General features: G+C 45.1%; 16 protein-coding genes and 1 pseudogene. 13 read left to right on the top strand and 4 right to left on the bottom strand.

Going from position 1 to position 17,920, the window contains the following annotated elements; translation table 11 throughout:
* The first annotated feature begins 139 nt into the window (after positions 1–139).
* The 6 genes from OLMES_RS06560 (at position 140) to OLMES_RS06540 (ending at position 4,478) form a co-directional block, all read left to right on the top strand.
* A complete protein-coding gene (locus OLMES_RS06560) occupies positions 140–1,507 on the top strand; it encodes an RHS repeat domain-containing protein (protein ID WP_087460527.1) in 1,368 nt (455 codons plus the stop codon).
* A 2-nt stretch (positions 1,508–1,509) separates the two neighbouring features.
* Complete coding sequence (locus OLMES_RS06555; protein WP_087460526.1) at positions 1,510–2,358, top strand: hypothetical protein; 849 nt, start codon at positions 1,510–1,512, stop codon at positions 2,356–2,358.
* A 143-nt stretch (positions 2,359–2,501) separates the two neighbouring features.
* Positions 2,502–2,855, top strand: coding sequence for a hypothetical protein (locus tag OLMES_RS06550; RefSeq protein ID WP_087460525.1), 354 nt, complete (start codon positions 2,502–2,504; stop codon positions 2,853–2,855).
* A gap of 27 nt (positions 2,856–2,882) precedes the next feature.
* Entirely contained in the window at positions 2,883–3,005 is a 123-nt protein-coding gene (locus OLMES_RS28795; protein WP_269767744.1) for a hypothetical protein, read from the top strand.
* Between the two features lie 32 nt (positions 3,006–3,037).
* Positions 3,038–3,325: a hypothetical protein gene (locus tag OLMES_RS06545; protein ID WP_087460524.1), complete on the top strand. Its 288-nt coding sequence runs from the start codon at positions 3,038–3,040 to the stop codon at positions 3,323–3,325.
* 31 nt (positions 3,326–3,356) lie between these two features.
* The gene (locus OLMES_RS06540; protein WP_087460523.1) at positions 3,357–4,478 is read left to right on the top strand and encodes a hypothetical protein; all 1,122 of its coding nucleotides are present in this window, start codon (positions 3,357–3,359) and stop codon (positions 4,476–4,478) included.
* 220 nt (positions 4,479–4,698) lie between these two features.
* Here the strand turns inward: OLMES_RS06540 and OLMES_RS06535 are convergent, their stop codons facing one another.
* Entirely contained in the window at positions 4,699–7,518 is a 2,820-nt protein-coding gene (locus OLMES_RS06535; protein WP_087460522.1) for a methyl-accepting chemotaxis protein, read from the bottom strand.
* Between the two features lie 85 nt (positions 7,519–7,603).
* A pseudogene (locus OLMES_RS28540) lies at positions 7,604–7,801 on the bottom strand (IS5/IS1182 family transposase); the annotation flags it as partial.
* 210 nt (positions 7,802–8,011) lie between these two features.
* On the opposite strand from OLMES_RS28540, the gene OLMES_RS06525 reads away from it, so the two are divergent.
* The 3 genes from OLMES_RS06525 (at position 8,012) to OLMES_RS06515 (ending at position 12,051) form a co-directional block, all read left to right on the top strand.
* The gene (locus tag OLMES_RS06525) at positions 8,012–9,361 is read left to right on the top strand and encodes an IS1380 family transposase (RefSeq protein WP_087460521.1); all 1,350 of its coding nucleotides are present in this window, start codon (positions 8,012–8,014) and stop codon (positions 9,359–9,361) included.
* A gap of 365 nt (positions 9,362–9,726) precedes the next feature.
* Positions 9,727–10,152 carry a rhodanese-like domain-containing protein gene (locus OLMES_RS06520; protein WP_087460520.1) on the top strand — a complete coding sequence of 142 codons (426 nt, stop codon included), beginning with the start codon at positions 9,727–9,729 and terminating at the stop codon, positions 10,150–10,152.
* A gap of 30 nt (positions 10,153–10,182) precedes the next feature.
* On the top strand, positions 10,183–12,051 hold the full coding sequence (locus OLMES_RS06515; protein ID WP_087460519.1) for a methyl-accepting chemotaxis protein: 1,869 nt from the start codon (positions 10,183–10,185) through the stop codon (positions 12,049–12,051).
* A gap of 434 nt (positions 12,052–12,485) precedes the next feature.
* On the opposite strand, the gene OLMES_RS06510 is transcribed toward OLMES_RS06515, so the two are convergent.
* On the bottom strand, positions 12,486–13,148 hold the full coding sequence (locus OLMES_RS06510; protein WP_087460518.1) for a peroxiredoxin-like family protein: 663 nt from the start codon (positions 13,146–13,148) through the stop codon (positions 12,486–12,488).
* A 294-nt stretch (positions 13,149–13,442) separates the two neighbouring features.
* On the opposite strand from OLMES_RS06510, the gene OLMES_RS06505 reads away from it, so the two are divergent.
* The 4 genes from OLMES_RS06505 (at position 13,443) to OLMES_RS06490 (ending at position 16,490) form a co-directional block, all read left to right on the top strand.
* Positions 13,443–14,033: a TetR/AcrR family transcriptional regulator gene (locus tag OLMES_RS06505; protein ID WP_087460517.1), complete on the top strand. Its 591-nt coding sequence runs from the start codon at positions 13,443–13,445 to the stop codon at positions 14,031–14,033.
* A gap of 101 nt (positions 14,034–14,134) precedes the next feature.
* Entirely contained in the window at positions 14,135–14,434 is a 300-nt protein-coding gene (locus OLMES_RS06500) for an ArsR/SmtB family transcription factor (protein WP_087460516.1), read from the top strand.
* Positions 14,435–14,448: 14 nt separating this feature from the next.
* On the top strand, positions 14,449–15,273 hold the full coding sequence (locus OLMES_RS06495; protein WP_157678190.1) for a transglutaminase-like domain-containing protein: 825 nt from the start codon (positions 14,449–14,451) through the stop codon (positions 15,271–15,273).
* Positions 15,274–15,326: 53 nt separating this feature from the next.
* Entirely contained in the window at positions 15,327–16,490 is a 1,164-nt protein-coding gene (locus tag OLMES_RS06490; protein ID WP_087464357.1) for a permease, read from the top strand.
* A 28-nt stretch (positions 16,491–16,518) separates the two neighbouring features.
* On the opposite strand, the gene OLMES_RS06485 is transcribed toward OLMES_RS06490, so the two are convergent.
* Positions 16,519–17,904, bottom strand: coding sequence for a WS/DGAT/MGAT family O-acyltransferase (locus OLMES_RS06485; RefSeq protein ID WP_232465278.1), 1,386 nt, complete (start codon positions 17,902–17,904; stop codon positions 16,519–16,521).
* Between the last annotated feature and the right edge of the window lie 16 nt (positions 17,905–17,920).

Genomic DNA, 17,920 nt, shown 5'->3' with positions numbered 1-17,920 from the left:
GCAAACCAGCTTATTGTTGTTTGGGGTATGGTATATCATTTTTGTTAATTAATCAGAGATGCCCTAAGCGGAATATGGTAAGGGCCGGGAAGTCGAGCGCCTACAAGAGGCCACAAATTCCCAATACGAATATGATGCGATGGGTCGCCTCACCCGCCATCAAGTGCAACATCGGGAAAACAAAACTCAACTGATTCAACGCCGGTATTCATACAACGCCAACGGCAACCTGGAACAAATTGAAGACCTGAAAAAAGGCACCACCCGCTACCAGTACGACGCACTGGATCGCCTGAAAACGGTGGAAGGCTACATCAATGAACAGTTCAGCTTCGATCCAGCGGGCAACCTGCTTGACGGCCAAAGCCAAACCACCGGTAACCGCCTGACCTTCCACGGCGACCGCCACTTCGAATACGATCAAGCCGGAAACCTCATCCGCGAGAAACGAGGCAAAGGCGGCAAACTGGAAACCCGCTACACCTACAACAAACAAAACCAGCTTATCGTCGTTAAAAAAGACGGCCAACGGGTCGAATACCAGTACGATGCACTGGGACGCAGAATCAGTAAACAAGACGCCTTCGGGAAAACAGAGTTCCTCTGGAATGGCGATATCCTCTTATCCGAACAACGCAAACACCAACAAAAGCTCTACCTCTACGAACCCAACACCTTCCGCCCACTCGCACAAATCGAAGCGGATCAAGTCTACCACTACCACCTCGACCACTTGGGCACACCACAGGAACTCACCAACCACACCGGCAGAGTCGTGTGGTCAGCACGGTATAAAGCCTACGGCAATGTGGCACTGAAAGATGACGAGGAAATCGAAAATAACCTTCGTTTTCAGGGGCAGTATTTTGATGGGGAAACGGGGCTCCATTACAATCGGTTCAGATACTACGATCCAAAAAGTGCTCGTTTCATATCCATAGATCCACTCGGGATAATGGGCGGACACAATAATTATGAATATGCAACTAATCCAATCATGTGGATAGACCCATATGGTCTTGTTGCAGATTGCGAAGATAAAATTCGGAGACGGGCGAACCGAGAGTCTCAAACTATAGTTAATGGAAAAGAAATTAGAGGATTTAGAAATGCCGGTGAGGTCTTAGAAAGATCTGGTTACTTAAAAAATCAGTTGGCAAAACTTGGCATAGATGATGCCAAAATTGGTATTCGAGGAAGCTCCGTTTCCGGCCAATCCTCAAAGGGTGGATCTTATCGAATTGAGCGAGGGGAACTAAAGGCTAGCGATGTCGATTTCTTTTTTACGAGTGAAAAGCTAGAACGTAGATTTGCAGGCTATTTTACGCCTGACGGACGGCTTAAACCAGACATGATGGAAAAACTAGACCCCGAATTGCAAGAAGTGTTAGATGAATTTGGCAGAACAACAAGTACTCAACTTGGGCGTAAAGCCGACGCAGTTTTACTAAAACGCAGTGTATTAGAAACTGAAAATCCAAACGATTTCACATACACCAGAAAATGACGATGGAAGAACTTAAAAATATCAATGAACTAGTTAACAGGCAGGCAGTGAGTTGTGAACACTATAATTTCAAGTTGCCGAAGTCTAATGCTCACATATCAATACTCAGAGTGAAAAACGGGAACTCCGATGCAATCAACTCCTGTATAAACGAATATCTTTATATAGAGGTAAACCAGCTATTCGAACTCACAAAGTGCCATGCTTTTATTTTCGACGTATCAAACTTAATCACCAATGAAAAGGCCGATTACCACAAAATATTGAGCAATCAAATTCGTAGAAAACACCCGATATTTTTGGTTGGCAATACAGCGATTAGCGATACAAACTTCAATCTATCAACGTCCTGCGTAGATGCCTTGAATACTGCCTCAAAAATGTTGAAAAAGTACTCGCATGGAGGGAAGTATTCGCCCATTTCGGAAAGCTACTATTTAGAGCACCGACACGCCGTCAATTTCGATATTAGCAAGATCGGACACAATTGTCTTAACTGGAAAATTAACGAGCAAAATATCGGGGCATACGTTTCAATGTCAGGTGAGCTCCCACCAGGTTCAGCCGGGTACTTAGACGCCCTTGAAATCAAATGGTTATTACGAAAGGTTTGCATACTCTCTAAACCTCGAGCTTTAGTGGTTGATTTATCGCACTTGGACTATCAATGGGGCGATGATTTAGACCTTTACCCAGGTAATTTTTGGCAACCCGATAGTTTAATTCGATTTATCATTCCCCACAAACTTCGCTCGAGTTATTCCGGATTTGTCCACGAGAACCAAATGTCCGAGAATTTTGCCAGCGCTAGACAAGAACTCGAGTCACTTATAAAGGGAAATGGGGATTGATAGCCTTTATGAGCCAACATCAAGATGTAAGGTAAACTCAGCATTTCTTGATAGCGTCTACGCCCTCTGTGACAGAATAGTTGTCACTGTTAAAATTTAACCACACAGGGGGTGATATTTAATTCAAGGGGCGGCAATAGTCGATGAAAAAAAGACTGCTGGTTGCTAACCAACATGTAGTTCTCGGAGAACTCATAATTACGAACATGGACTTTCCATGGGTATTAGGAAGTTTTGTTGCGTACGCTGAGTTTGAGAAATACAAAGAACTGTTTGCTCTGGAGATTTATTTAACTACAGAAATTGATGATATTGAAGAGCGATTAGATCACGGTATAGATAGTTTGGAAGAGGAATTGGAACGCTTAGAATCCGCAAAGGAAAAAGTAGAAAGTGAAACCCAAAGCCTAAACTTAGTTAGTTTAGATCCTGAATCCAATGAAGAAGTAAGAATTTTGACGATTCATATAGATAAAGATAAATTTGATTATCGGTAAAATTTATTTAGAAATGTAGGAAATAACATGTTTCTGGAACTTGCAATCGCTGATGCGTATGGGGCTGGTTTTGAAAAACGCCGCAGAGCTGCTTTAACAGCAATAGTTAGTTGTCAAGATTTACGCAGCGTCTTGGAGCAGTTGACCTAAAACTTAATATCAATCAAGAAAAGGATTTCAAAATGATCATTGCCATTATTGCTGCATTGTTAATCATCACCGCGCTTTACTACAGCCCTGTTGTTAAGAAGCTTTCGAAGAATAAGCCCATGCAACACCTGTATCATATACTCTGTGTATTTTTAATTCTGGCAATCCCGAGCCCGGTTTTTGTTATTCTGGATGTTCCATTGCAAACCGCCAATTTGACCGGGAAGTATCTTTTTTATTTCGGCCTGCCGTTGTTGATATTTGTTGCGATCAGAAAAGTGAAATCCTCTAAGAAGCAGGATAATATAGCCAAAGCTTAATTGCTTTGCCGATAAACAAGAGCGTTAACCAATGTTATCGAATAAAGGTACGAATGAGGTGCTTCCTGACGAGGAAGCGCTTCGGCAGATTCCATTCTGGGCGTGTTCATCGCTTTTGGCGAGAACGGCGCGACGAATTCAGCCGCTGTTAACCCTCAGTATGCCAAATGCAACGTCTGACTATCTCAGCGCGGTCGAGTGGAGCTTTCAGGAGGCGGAGCGCGTTATTGGTATCGGTGGACCCCCATGTCAATGGCCGGAGAGTGAAAACAGAGAATTAGCGATTGCGCATTTAACAAATTTCAATGATTCAATTGCAGTCACCTTTACTGCTGAAAGAATATTCGAATCGATTCACAGACTGCTAAATTTTAGCTTGGGTGAACAAGGATACGCCAGTTGGGCATTGCGTGATGCGGTAACTGCACTAAAGGCGTTCTCACTTGAATTCAAAAATTCAATATCCATTGATGCTTTCACCACCCAGGTATGGAAAGACTATGCCTTCATCAAAGCTGTGGCGGAGAAAAACAACTGGGACAAACGCTCCCCAGTGCCACAGAGCATCTGGAGCGATTGGTGGTTCACGGCGACCGCCCCCAAATGGCCAACGATACCGAAACAAGAGCAAACGTTTCCGCCCTTTAATTCCGAGGGGATGTCATCGTTCAAGACACTAAGCCCGACTAATACATTGGAAGAAATGGGGCTACCGCTGACTGCATATCGTTATTTGCAAAAGGGAGGGCAATTCGACTTCGATCACAGGGTATCTTTCGTGGGAGGTCCCGTAAAGCTAAAATCCGCTGACCAGCTCTACATTGCTAAGTTCATGCACAGCAATAAAGAGTCTGGTTACGGGAGTAAAGACCCAAACCGCTCTAAATCCGGATACTATCAACTCAGAGCTGTTGACCTGGTACTAGAATCAGAAGGTTACTGCCCGAGCGGAATATTGGTTTGGTTCTGCGACTACAAAAAATTCGGCTGTTGCGATACCGATCATCATGTCGCAAGATTATTCCACCGCACCAAATGGTCTGATATTGTGGAATCACCAGGGCGCTACTTGAGTGCCCAATGGGACCCTCTAAGTGTTCCAGCGGAAATCGTCTACGCACCTTGGGGTTTCGGCCCGTTTATTATCGGTTGAAACGAAAATGGCCAATATCAATTTTTTTTGGACTGACCTGCGCAGGAACCGCCATCGCCCTGCTGTTTGCAGGAACATCCCTTATGACACAGGCTCCCGCTGCAACCTGCACGTTTTCTCCCAGACTAAGGTTTTGGGATAACCTTACACCCCGTTCCAAGGTAAGTACATACCGAACTGCAGATCAATGGCAAAACATGTTCCCCTCCCTGTAAATAGTTTAAAGTCGAAAGAAATTTGTTAGCTTATTCATTTCCCTAGATTCAGCCGATAAGCCGCTGCATGCTACGGATGTTTGTTCGACCATTGAGGCGTTCTGTTGCGTCATCTCGTCCATATTTGTAACCGTCTGATTAATTTGACCAATACCTTGATTTAACTCGTTTGCCGTTACGGTAACTTCACTGATAGCCTTGGTTACTTGATCCACAGAGGAAACGATCTGTGATAGGGTTTCACCAGAACGGTTAACTAATTCGTTTCCTGTTTCAATTTTTGCAACACTATCTCTTATGAGGTCTTTGATGTCTTTTGCAGCAGCGGCAGATCGTTGAGACAGTCTCCTTACTTCGCCTGCGACAACGGCGAATCCTCGACCATTGTCTCCTGCTCTTGCCGCTTCTACTGCAGCATTTAGAGCCAATAAGTTCGTTTGGAATGCGATCTCGTCAATTACAGAGATGATTTCATTAATTTTCTGGCTCGAATTGAGAATCTCAGTCATTCCTGAAATTGATTGCTCAACAACTACCCCACCAGCTTTCGCTCTATCCACGGCATCTTGTGCAAGTGTATTGGCTTTTTGTGCGCTCTCAGAAGCGCCCTTAACACTGGCTGCCATCTGTTCCATGCTTGCAGCTGTCTCTTCTAATGCACTTGCTTGTGCCTCTGTACGGCGACTAAGATCGTTCGCACCGCTTGAGACTTCATTCGCCGTCTTACTTACATTCCCTGCGGCAAGCTGAATTTTTTGAAGTACATCTTTCAAAATATGAATTGTATGATTAGCGTTCTTACTGATTTTAAAGAATTCGCCCTGGTAGTGCTCTTCAATCTTCGCGCTTAGATTACCCTTGGACATATGTTCCAGAGTTAAGCTTAAGTTGCTGATAAAATTAGTGGTTGTATCAAGCATTTGATTAAGCCCTTCACTCAGCTGCTTGAAGAAACCTGTTTTGTTTGCAGTTTCAATACGCTGACTTAAATCTCCTTGGTTACACGCGTCAATAAGCTGGTCTATTTCTTCTTGAATTCTGACTTCGCTTGTTAGGCTGGCCCATTCGATGACAGAGCCAATACGCTGCCCCTCGCTTACCACAGGCACATAGGTGATTTCTGATACCTGATCGCCTGAGACTAGTCGCGTAGATATTGTGGTCTTAATTTGATTTAGATCCGCCGATTCTAGGCCTGTTTCTTTCGCATTGAATTGTTCACCAATAGGTGATTCAAAGTTAAAGTTATGGATCTTAACTTCGTATTCGCTAGCATGAGCGTTAAATAAATCTAGTATTTTATTGTTTGCGAAAATGATTTCACCTTTTTCATTGGCCATCATCATCGCTGTTGCTGTATTCTCTAAAGCGACCTTGGCTCGCAATGCCTCGACAGTGATCTTTCTATTTTCTTCTTGAGCACGTACTTCTTCGGTTTTGTCTTCCCACTCAAGGACCGTCCCTACTCTATTTTCACCATCTTTCACGGGTGCAATTGTGATATGAATATGTCTTGTCCCTGAGACAAACTCATCATCACAAATTTCGTTTAAGTCATTAAGATCGCTCACTTTGGAGGTGAGTGACGATATATCTAACCGAGATCCTTGAATCGATTCGGTGCTCAAGCCTCCCAGCGTTTGGAAATAATCATGCGTATGAGCCGAAAGTAATGCTTCGAACTCATTATTTGTAAAGATAACTTCGCTTTCGTCGTTGAGCATAAGCATCGCAGTTGCCGCATTTTTCAACGCGAATTGTGCCCGGATGGCTTTGATTGATGTATTCTTGTTTTCCTTAAATTGTTCTACAAAGAAGGCCAAAGCTTTTACCATTAAACCAAGCTGATCACTTCGTTCACTTGGTTCAACAATTACAGATAAGTCACCTGAACTTATCTGGCTCATCGCACGTTCAATCTGAATAATGGGCCGAAACAAATTCTTCTGCAGAATTAGCAAGGCAGCGGAAACCCCCACAACACCAAGTAATATAAATAGTCCCACTATAATAAGCTGGGTAGCCAGAAGAGACGCCTCGAGGTCACTAATATCTTCTCGTAACACAAAACGCAGACCTGCTTCTCCGCTTGTTAGGGGCTTGGCGTAGTTGATATCGAGTACATCGCTATCGTCTTCCCCCCACGTCTCACTCCGATATAGATCATTTCCAGCTATCGAAAGAATGCGTATTGGGGCACCAAGCAAAACATCAATTTTCTTTAAGTTGTGTTCAGGGGCAAGAATGATTTCAAGATATCCAGCAAGTCGAAGCCCCCCAACTGGGTACACAATTGAATAATGAACGTTTCCATTCACGCTCCATGAATGAGCCAATGGCTTGTACTTATCCTCTTTTGGCCGCTCTTGAATTAGTTGGGTCAGATCGGAGTGCAGAGCTCTTGGTATCCCCCGTATACCTTCATTACTTTGGGCAATTAGTTTCAGATTTTTGTCAAACACCCTAATTTTTTGTACATCCAGTAGGTTGGCCGTGATATATCTTTGGGAATAAGGTGCATCTAGAATTCCTTCCAATTCTTTTATTTCGTCATTGGAAAGGCCCTTGCTTGCTTTCTTAACCAGCTTTCTGAAACGTTTTTCACTTTCATTTGAACGGGCGAATTCAATGGCTAGCTCATTTAGATCCAGCTCTGCTTCAGAGAGCGCAACCTCGACAACCCTCGTCAAAGTTTTCGATTGTGCCTCTAAAGCTGCGTTTCTTGCTTGAAAAGAAGCTATAACCGAGAGAATGATCGCCGCCAAACTGATGGCGACCAGTACACCAACAATGAGGGGTTTTGATGAAATGTTTTTTAATTGCATTAGGGTAATCCGATGCTAAGAGCTTGCATAAATTATAGGACATATATCAGTATTCAAAGGCTCAGCATCAGGGCCTGTTGACGTTTCACATTGGTAACCACTGAATTGCACATACCAACGTCACCATAGATTCAAAATTTCTTTTTAATTTGTAATACCGAGTAGCTACTGCTCGGTAGTGTGTTAATCTTGCGAACTGGTTTTCAGCCAAGTGTCTATTTTTGTATAAACCTCAATCCATATCATCATTACCAATCGTTGAATTACGACGTTTTGGTATCATCCGCGGTTTAACTTCAACCAAAACTCGTCACTGAGCATTAGTCGGGGCATAGCAAACTCGTTGTATCGTTGTGTGAGAACTACAATATCGCGGGTTTGCCATTTTAAATCATACCTAAATTCTGCAAATAACATTGTACTTGAAAAGAAAAAGGCGACTTGATTCAATTGGTTATCGCCAAATAATCAACAAATCAGAGTCACCTTTTTCATGAGTAAGAATACCCATAAAAGTGCCAAAAAACCAGCCGCAAAAATTCGCTATCAACACACTGGAAAAAAGCTGACCAGTCAAGCTGGAATTATCCCTGCCATGCATTTCCTCGATCACATCGGTTTTACCGAGGCTTGCCAGAAGCACCTTGATTTGCAACGCGGCAACAGTGCTCGTTACAGTTTGGGCGACTCGATCTACCTAACGATTATCGGCATCATCGCCGGTGCCACTTCGCTCAGGAAGGTGGTTTTTGTGTGGGCAGATCAGGTGTTGCGTGAAGTGGGGGGGTGGCTATCGATTCCAGATGACTGCACATTGGGTCGTATTTTCCGTTGTGGAAAGCTCAAGCATGTCACTCAGCTCGAACAGATTAATCACATCTTGCGTCAGGGGGTTTGGCACAGAGCATTGAAGTCCGGTACTTGGTTGCCCGGAACGCTCTATCGAGGCTGGATTGATGTGGACTCGACTGTCAAAACCGTTTACGGTCAACAGGAAGGTGCCGAAAAAGGCTACAACCCAACGAAAAAAGGCTCTAACTCTTATCATCCACTGGTTGCCTTTTGCAGCCACACGAAAGAAATTTTGCAAGCATGGTTGCGCAGTGGCAGCACCTACACCAGCAATGGCATTGTAGGCTTCATGCAGCAACTTTCTGCGCAGATGCCACCCAGAATGCGGCTGCTATTCCGAGGTGATTCAGGATTCTTTGTTGGAGAGCTCATGGACTGGCTGGATCAGGCTCGCCATGGTTACCTGATTAAAGTGAAACTCAAAGGCCTTGCTGCTTTGTTGGACAAGCAAGCTTGGCAACGAGTGCCTGGTCATACCGGTTGGGAACAGTGCGACTTTTTCCATCAATGCGGTCAATGGGAACGGGCACGTCGCTTTGTTGCTGTGCGGCGTAAAACGGCCTTCATCACCAAAGGCCCTCAACAAGCCTTGCTGAATGAGCCCGTTTACGACTACTTCTGCTATGTAACCACAGAGCGGTTGTCTCCTTGGCAAGCACACACGACATACGGAAAGCGCGCAACTTGTGAAACCTGGTTGGATGAAGCCAAGAACCAAATGGGACTGGCGCAAATCAAGAGCCATGATTTCATGGCCAGCTCATTACTTTTCCAATGTGCTGTGCTGGCGTATAACACGGTACGCTGGATGGCGCTACTGAGCGATAATGACGAATTGAAACGATGGGAAATTCAGACTATCCGAACTTTTCTGGTACGTACTGCGGGACAACTCTTGCGTGGTGGGAATCAGCTTAAGGTCAAAGTTCCGAGCAACCATCTTCACCCAACTCCGTGGGCTGACTGGTTAAAGTTGTCGTTTATTCATTGACCAAAATACCTATACTCAAATTCTCTGACTAAGCAAATTCCAAATTTGGAATCAGGCAGACTTTGGCCTGTTGCTCAGGTTGACGACAAAGGTGATTATAATTTAAACAATCTAATCAAGTGAATTACGCTTTTTTCAGTTGCATGGTGTGCAAAACGGTGATCCATCGACACTAAATGTCGCTATAGTCGTATCGAATCGATTCAGACATATAGATTGCAGGATTTAGGTCATAAACTTATTTCGAAACGTCAACAGCTTCCAGAATCTAAATAGTCGAGCAAATAGCTTGGGTATGTACTAGTCTTTTAAGAAGCATTCGTATCGAATGTTGACTCAACAATATAGATAAAGGGGTTTTAGCAATGCGACATCTGAAATACGTTTTCTCAACACTTTTCCTATTTGCCTTTGCAAATGTAGCTTTAGCGGAAGAAATGGATGCTCCAGAATCGGTAGAGGGAACGACTCGAATCAGCGCAGAAGATTTAATTGATCTGGTCGACGAGTACGACGACTTGGTTTTAATTGACTCTCGAATCCCAAAGGATAGAGCTGGCGGAAAAATCGAAGGTTCAGTCTCTCTACCCGATACCGAAACCACACCGGCCAAGCTAGCCGAAGCTATTGCGACTAAAAGCACACCGGTAATCTTTTACTGTAACGGTGTGAAATGCGGCCGCAGTGTAAAGGCCTCCAAAATGGCTGTTGCCGAAGGTTACTCCAAGGTTTACTGGTTTAGGGGCGGTTGGGAAGAATGGACTAACAAAGGTTTACCTATTAGCAAATAATCTATCAACTGTTATGCCTCAGGTCTTGTAATGACTAATTTATCAAAAATATCTACCAAAACGCTGGTCATGGGAATGATCGGCGTTTTTTCTTTCATCTCTTTGTGTTTGGTGTTTTTTATCACTGAACAGTTTAAAGCTGAAGCATATAAAGCAAGCGAACGAAATCTAAGTCAGTTCATTTCAGTTACTTCGGATGAAGCGACCAAGGATATGGATGATCTGTTATTCGAGTTGGGCTCAGAGCTACAGTCGGATAAGTCACTACGGAAAATCGTTAAAAATGTCATTAAAGGAAAGGCCCAGAATGTGGACTTATCTGAAGCATTGAATGAGTCCTTTAATCGACGTTTCCAGACCACTGGGCTGATCAACATTCGTAAGATAAGAGCTTATGACAAAGACTTTAAGTACCTCGCAAGTAGCTCTCAAGGTGATTCTAGTTTTGGTATAGATATTTACCCTTCACTAAGAAACAGTGCAGATGCTCGAGAAGGTGTTCAGAAACTTAAGATGATGACCTATGCCTGGTCTTCAAATGGCACAGCAAATTACACTGTGTTGATTCCAGTTGGTGGTCTGCGTTTGGCTGGCTATGTTGAGATTGTGGTCGATCCTGCACACAACTTGAACCTGATACAAAATACTCTGCAAGCACCTATCTGGATCGAGAATGGAGGCAATGAAGTCCAATATAAGTCTAAAAAGTGGCCAGTTGACCTAAACAGCTACGTGTTGGCAGAGTACACGTTTCCTGCATCTGACGGCTCTCCTTTACTTCACGTCAAAAGCGCGTTTGATAACGCCAAGCTTCTGAATAGCATCAACGAAACGCGAAATTTAGTAAACGGTGTGTTTGTATTCTTCACATTTGCGTTCATTTTCTTTGCCATTCTGTTTCTGCAAAAAACACTATTTTTTCCAATGAGACAGCTCGTCTCGGAAATGAACGAGGCTTCAAAAGGGAATCTTCTAGTCGAAGTAGACAATTTTGGAACCGAAGAAATACATGTGCTGAGCAATGCACTTAAGCACCTAATCGATAGCTTGCGAGAAAAAGTAACTTTAATTAACGATAACAGCATCAGCCTATCGGCCTCAGCAACTCAGTTGTCGCAAGCGGCCGAAGACAATAAGAAAGGCATCTATGTTCAGCAGGAACAAACTGAACAAGTGGCGACAGCGATGAATGAGATGAACGCAACAGTCACTGATGTTGCTCAGAATATGGTCTCAGCGGCAGAAACTGCTTTAACCTCAAAAGAGAAGTCAGAATCAGGCAAAGAAACGGTGGCGCAAGTTATCGTTACCATAAACAGTTTATCTGAGAATATACTGCAGTCCGAACAGTTTATTCAGAAACTCAGCGAACAATCCAAGTCAATTAGTACGATATTGGATGATATCAGCTCAATTTCTGAGCAGACAAATTTATTGGCTTTGAATGCCGCCATTGAGGCGGCAAGAGCCGGTGAGGCAGGCAGGGGGTTTGCGGTCGTTGCTGACGAAGTTCGTTCTCTCGCAAATCGAACGCAGGATTCTGCTAGCGATATAAGGAATAGAGTCGAGCAGCTTCAACAAGGCTCTGATGGTGCGGTTGAAAGCATGAGCCACAGCAGAACAACCGCGGATGAGGCTGTCGAACAAATTACGCAAGCTGGGAACGCGATGAGTGAAGTATCCGAATCAATTAATTTGATGAACGATATTAATGCACAAGTCGCCACAGCGGCTGAAGAACAAACTCTAGTTGCGGAGGAGATTAATCGGAACGTCCTGAAAATACGCGATGTTGGAGAAGAAAACACAGCTATCGCGAATCAGACTTTCGAAGATGGGACACAGATCCTTGAGTTGGCGGAAGAGCTGAAACAGTCTGTTGCCAGTTTTAAGGTCTAGTTTTATACGTCCAGCGCTTTGAGTACCACTATGTAACCAATTCAAGTTGTATCAGCAGATATTTATATGTCCGCTAACCGAACAAAGGCAATGAGCGAATGTATCGTTTTGCGGGCAAATTAATGTCCTGAATCTCATTATAAGTAACGAACTTCTCTGGGGTGTCGTTGCCCGAACTGTCTATGTGAATGTGGTTTGCCAGACTATATCTTAAATATCATCACGGGATCGTAATCCGGATTAAGCTCACCAGGGCGCTACTTGAGTGCCCAATGGGATCCTCTAAGTGTTCCAGCGGAAATCGTCTACGCGCCTTGGGATTTCGGCCCGTTTATTATCGGTTGAAACGAAAACGGCCAATATCAGGGTCAACACTCACCCTGATACTGACTTCAACTTGAGCTATACCAAGTTGTTTCTAACCCGGTTACGACCTAGTTCACCACTTCACTTTGCAGCGCTTTCAGCGCACTGAGTATTTCCTGTGGTTCCTGACGTTTGGTGTAGTCGGCATCGATATAGGCGCTTACAATTTTTCCGTCCTGGCCCACAACATAGGTTGCGGCCAGTGGCAGGTCAAACTGGCCCGAGCCATTGTGTTTTTCAATGTTGATGCCAAATGCTTCGTAAATCGGACGCAACTTTTCTGGCAGGGTGAATACCAAACCCAGCTGCCGGGCATAGCTTGCACCTTGATCCGTTAGAATTTTAAACTGAAGCGCATTTTTCTCCGTAGTGCTCATCGACTCGTCTGGTAACTCGGGGGTTATGGCCACCAATTGTGCCCCCAGCTCTTCAATTTCCGGTAATACTTTTTGTAATGCCCCCAACTCCAGATTGCAGTATGGGCACCACCCCCCTCGATAAAATGAGACCACCAGAGGGCCAGATTGCAACAAGGTACTCAATGTAACTTGATTACCGTGCTGATCGGGCAATGTAAATTCAAGCAATTGACTGCCAACTTGAACGGCCAGTTTTTCGATATCAGACGCCGATAGCTCAGCTGTGGCTTCCGCCATAATCGACTGAGTCTCGTCGTCGACTTGATTCAGAAACTGACTTTTGAATTGATTTAATTCCTGTTCCAGGGACATGGGGGTATCTCCTCGATTTGGTTCAATAATTAATAAGGCTCTATGTTTGAAAAGCCAAATGGCTAAAAGCATCAGAAAATCAATCAGGTTTGTTTCAATCTGGCTTCAGACCGCCAACCAATGTGAGACACCAGACCTTGAATGATCGCTCAAATACTTGAATGGTCATTCAAACACCATTTGAACGCTTATTCAAGCTTTATTTGAATGATCATTCAAAATACAGTTATACTGCATTTAAGGTTAGAATGAAGACATGTATTCAATGCAAAAGTTGCATGAGTTGAGAGAGCCATGAAAAGAGCACAATTTGACCATGATGAGGTGTTGCAGCGAGCGGTTCAGGTTTTCTGGCGGCACGGTTATCACGCAACCTCTATGCAGCAAATATTCGCGGCAACAGGATTAAAACCGGGAAGCCTCTATTTGGCATACGGAAACAAAGCCAGTCTGTTCAGCGCAGCGCTTGATTCCTATGCTCAACTGAACATCGCAAAGCTGGATCAGATGATTACCCGGTCAGAGAATATCGAGGCAGGAATCTGCAACTTCCTCTACATGCTTATCGAGGAAGCTCAAGCAGAGGATTATCAGGGCTGTTTTCTGGTTAACTGTCAATTGGAACTGGCTGCCAATGCAGACGAATTGCACGGACGTGTTACTCAGCATCTACAAACTGTAGAGCGTAAATTCGCAGGGTACTTGCGACAAACCCACCATCAGGATACGGCAGAATCACTGGCTGCTTGCATCATGGTACAAATATTCGGCCTGCGTGTTTACAGTTATCTCTGCAATTCCAAACAGCAACTGATAGATACCGTGCAAAAAGGGTTGCCTTGGCTGCAGTGGCCATCCGCCGAAACAGCCGAAAAAACGCACTGATCATTCCCCCCCCAAAGTCAGCATGTACACAAAAGCTTCACTTTACACAACTATATATCTAGTTATATAGTTGTGTAGTCTGTTTTATGGAAACAAATTCAATGAACGAAAATATTGCCGCACAGGGTTTTGCTGCGATCGGTTCAGAGTCTCGCTTATCAGTGTTAAAAATACTGGTTCGAGCCGGTGGTGAGGGCCTGACCATCAGTGAGATTCAGCAACGGACAGGTATCGCCGCTTCCACCTTGGCCCATCACTTGAAATTTCTCCTCGCAGGAGAACTGATAGCGCAAAAGAAGCAAGGCCGGAGCGTGATCAACACCGCCAACTTTGAGCATATTGAAGCGCTTTCAAGATATTTACTCGCCGAATGCTGTCTTGATGCAAAAGACTGCGATTAACAGGGATGCATAACATGCAACAGGTAACGATAAAGGTAACCCCCCATACGAGCGCTCAAGGGCAACTACTGATTCCGACCGGATTTTGTGACAGCTATGTTGCATGTACGGGAATAAAAACCGACAACACCCGTGACGAGGTGGACGTTTTTAGTGACTTTGGCCACCAAAAGGCAAAGGTGTTGACGCCAGCAGATGAGTCCAGTCCAGTCCAGATCAGGTATCAGTTTGAACCAACTGGAAAGTCGCTTCCCGAACAATTTTTTGAGCAACAAACAAACCGATATACCGTTGCCTCCCAGGGATTCGCAGAAGAAATCAAAGCACTTAACACGGAAGGAAACCCCGCAAAACAAATTTTTGATCTGATTCTTAAAGCTAAATCCGTTTTTGATTACGGACATGCAGACGAACGATTTAACGATGGCCACGCACAAGTCCCTGCTTTGTGCGGAACGACAAAAGGCTCTTGTGTCGATATCAACACCTACTTGATTGCCGCATCAAACAGCTTGGGGATTCCGGTACAGTACGTTGCCGGCTACTGGTTTCATCCTGAGCGTAATTTTACACCGGATATGCATTGCTGGTTGTTGTTCAATGTAGACAACACCGTCATTCCCTGGGATCTGGCACATCATCTCAAATGGGGTGTATCAGAACTGTCCCCAAGCCTGAATCCAGCGGGAGGCCGACGGGTCCCGATGTCATTTGGACGTGGACTTAACTTCGAGGGGCCTCATGGCACAGTACAAATCAGCCACTTTTCCGAACCCGTCTGGCTACTGCCGAATGGACAGACAGAAGATTCAATTCTCGAGATCAGCATTCAGGATTAACAACCGCGTGAATCTGTGTGTATAAAAAGCAAGACCTTCAAGAGCATAGAAACATGACCAGTGAAAACACCTGTACAAGTACAGCAACTGACAACCCCAAGCCACCCTGTTGCGGTACAGATAACCAACAGCGAGAAGCAGACGGCCACAACGCTTGCACTGATCAGACAAAGCATCAAGGAACTCGGCCATGGTACCGACATGGATGGCTTGGATTAAGTGCTCTAACATCGGTATGGAGTGCTATTCTCGCCATTCCGCTTACCGTCTATTTGTTCGATGGGGAACAGTTCCCGACCGTTATGCAAATCAGCACCGACGCTTTCCTGGGTACGCTGCCATTTATCATTTTCGCCGTACTCTCCATTGCTTATTTAAAAGCAACAGGAGCCGAAACACTGGTCGCCAAAGCCTTTGAAGGAAAAACCAGTCGCATGATTGTATTCGCGGCACTGTTTGGCGGACTGGCACCGTTCTGTTCCTGCGAAGTCATACCATTTATCGCCGGCTTACTGGCAATCGGCGTACCATTACCGGCAGTAATGGCATTCTGGCTTTCCTCCCCGCTGATCGACCCTCCCGCACTGCTCATTACAGCGGGTGCACTGGGGTGGCATTTTGCAATCGCGAAAATGATCGCAGCGGTAAGCCTGGGTTTACTCGGTGGATTTTTATTGCAATCGTTTGCAGCTCACCCTGTATATCAGTCTCCTTTGAGACACGACCGAACGGCGGGTGGGTGTTGTGGCAGCTCACCCAAACAACCACAAGTGCAATGGGCTTTCTGGCATGATACCGAACGGCAAAAAGAATTTTCGAATCAATTTCGCGAGAATGCAGTCTTTCTGGTGAAATGGTTGTGCTTCGCCTATCTGCTTGAAGCCCTGCTCATTTTATACATTCCCGCATCCATGATTGCCTCAATAGTCGGAGGTGAAGGATTGGGCTCCATCACTTTGGACGCGTTAGTCGGCATGCCGGCCTACCTGAACAGTTACGCTGCACCACCCTTGGTCGCCGGTCTAATGGAACAAGGTATGAGCCCGGGTTCCGCCATGGCGTTTATGATCGCGGGGGCAATCAGCTCGATACCCGCCATGACTGCAGTCTGGAGCCTGGTCAAAAAGCCGGTTTTCTTTACCTATTTGGGGATGGGACTTTTTGGCGCCATTCTATTGGGATATGGATTTGAGGTTTGGGTAAACACACCTCCCTGATGTTGAGTCGATGAGTTTACCCACGACCTCAATTAATTAAACGCTCAATTTCATCCAATGCCTCACCGGAATACACTGCAAGGTTTTGCATACTGGGCAAGCTGTCCCGACAGGCTGTGTAGCCGAAGTTTAACGAGGCAGCATAACTTAAACAGGTCACGTTTAAGGAGCCACCGTGGGTGATCAATGACACAGGATACATCGCTTCAAGCTTGGCACCATTGTAATAGAGTGTGTCTTTCGGCCCAGGTACATTCGATATCGTGACATTAAAAGCAGGACGCGTACGCCCCCCGAGTCCAGCCAAAAGCTGAAGAATATAGGGCGACATCATCAACATGGTATATTGAACAAGCGCACTCTTCGGTAGGCTCTGCAGGTGCTTCTTCGAGGTTTTCGTGGATGCTTTAATCGTTTCGAGGCGGGCAATGGGGTCGTCAATATTCGTGCCCAGACTGACGATCATAAAACTGATAGCGGTTCCCGTTCCATCATCATCTGCAGGGCGAATATTCACCGGAATACAGGCAGTCAAAGCACTATCCGGCAGGCAATCTCTTTCCAATAGAAACCGCCTCAGGGCGGTACTGCACAGGTAGAGCACAATATCATTTAAAGAGGCTTCAACTGATTTCGCTATTGATTTAAGTCGATCCAGCGAATATTGTTGCGTCGCAAGACGACGCTGTGGCATGACCCTTTGATTCAGCACCGATCTCGGCCCAACAAATGGTGCAACCAGCTTGGCGTTCCTGTAGGTTGCAGAAGAGAGCATTCTACTGATCGCGGAAACAAGTTGCGGGGTATTTTCAGCCTGCTGTTTCACGGCCTCCAATGCGTGTAGTGCCGCACCTTGTATCGTAAAGATCTTATCCGACCCCAGTCCCAATGGTTTCTTTAATGGACCAATTGACCACGGCGGTGGCATACCTTGTTCTGTTGGATCAACGGATAGGGTTCGCTGTAATAATTTAAAGCCGCTGACACCATCAATCAATGAATGATGCATTTTGGTATAGATTGCATAGCGATTATTCTCCAGCCCTTCAATGATGTGACATTCCCACAAAGGCCGTTGAAAATCCATATGATTGGAGTGCAGGCGGGCAATAAGAATACCGAGCTCCCGCTCCCCACCCGGATGCGGTAACGCAGAATGCCTGACATGATAATCCAGATCAATCGCTGTATCGACAACCCAGCCAGGCGCGAGCATACGGCCTATTTTGCCGGGATTTTTCAATTTAAGATTCCACGGCGTAACAACTTCCGACGCCTTTTTCAAACGCAGGACTTCATCTCTCAGAAAGGTTTTTCGAGCCGCAGAAGGCAGCGAAAAAATTTGCAAACTGCCGACATGCATCGGGGTTTCTTCTGTATCAATTGCTAACCATGATGCGTCCAATACATTCATTCGTCCCATCTTTTTC

It is taken from the genome of Oleiphilus messinensis (assembly GCF_002162375.1).
In the GTDB taxonomy this organism is placed as follows: domain Bacteria; phylum Pseudomonadota; class Gammaproteobacteria; order Pseudomonadales; family Oleiphilaceae; genus Oleiphilus; species Oleiphilus messinensis.
The sequence above is the reverse complement of the archived record's forward strand: the minus strand, read 5'-3'. Positions and strand labels throughout refer to the sequence as shown.

What these genes read in the sequence shown, in the direction of transcription:
- OLMES_RS06510 (WP_087460518.1), bottom strand. Translation starts at nt 13,148, where the DNA reads ATGTCCCTGGAACAGGAATTAAATCAATTCAAAAGTCAGTTTCTGAAT.
- OLMES_RS28795 (WP_269767744.1), top strand. Translation starts at nt 2,883, where the DNA reads ATGTTTCTGGAACTTGCAATCGCTGATGCGTATGGGGCTGGTTTTGAA.
- OLMES_RS06500 (WP_087460516.1), top strand. Translation starts at nt 14,135, where the DNA reads ATGAACGAAAATATTGCCGCACAGGGTTTTGCTGCGATCGGTTCAGAG.
- OLMES_RS06560 (WP_087460527.1), top strand. Translation starts at nt 140, where the DNA reads ATGGGTCGCCTCACCCGCCATCAAGTGCAACATCGGGAAAACAAAACT.
- OLMES_RS06490 (WP_087464357.1), top strand. Translation starts at nt 15,327, where the DNA reads ATGACCAGTGAAAACACCTGTACAAGTACAGCAACTGACAACCCCAAG.
- OLMES_RS06505 (WP_087460517.1), top strand. Translation starts at nt 13,443, where the DNA reads ATGAAAAGAGCACAATTTGACCATGATGAGGTGTTGCAGCGAGCGGTT.
- OLMES_RS06520 (WP_087460520.1), top strand. Translation starts at nt 9,727, where the DNA reads ATGCGACATCTGAAATACGTTTTCTCAACACTTTTCCTATTTGCCTTT.
- OLMES_RS06495 (WP_157678190.1), top strand. Translation starts at nt 14,449, where the DNA reads ATGCAACAGGTAACGATAAAGGTAACCCCCCATACGAGCGCTCAAGGG.
- OLMES_RS06540 (WP_087460523.1), top strand. Translation starts at nt 3,357, where the DNA reads ATGTTATCGAATAAAGGTACGAATGAGGTGCTTCCTGACGAGGAAGCG.
- OLMES_RS06535 (WP_087460522.1), bottom strand. Translation starts at nt 7,518, where the DNA reads ATGCAATTAAAAAACATTTCATCAAAACCCCTCATTGTTGGTGTACTG.
- OLMES_RS06550 (WP_087460525.1), top strand. Translation starts at nt 2,502, where the DNA reads ATGAAAAAAAGACTGCTGGTTGCTAACCAACATGTAGTTCTCGGAGAA.
- OLMES_RS06485 (WP_232465278.1), bottom strand. Translation starts at nt 17,904, where the DNA reads ATGAATGTATTGGACGCATCATGGTTAGCAATTGATACAGAAGAAACC.
- OLMES_RS06515 (WP_087460519.1), top strand. Translation starts at nt 10,183, where the DNA reads ATGACTAATTTATCAAAAATATCTACCAAAACGCTGGTCATGGGAATG.
- OLMES_RS06555 (WP_087460526.1), top strand. Translation starts at nt 1,510, where the DNA reads ATGGAAGAACTTAAAAATATCAATGAACTAGTTAACAGGCAGGCAGTG.
- OLMES_RS06545 (WP_087460524.1), top strand. Translation starts at nt 3,038, where the DNA reads ATGATCATTGCCATTATTGCTGCATTGTTAATCATCACCGCGCTTTAC.
- OLMES_RS06525 (WP_087460521.1), top strand. Translation starts at nt 8,012, where the DNA reads ATGAGTAAGAATACCCATAAAAGTGCCAAAAAACCAGCCGCAAAAATT.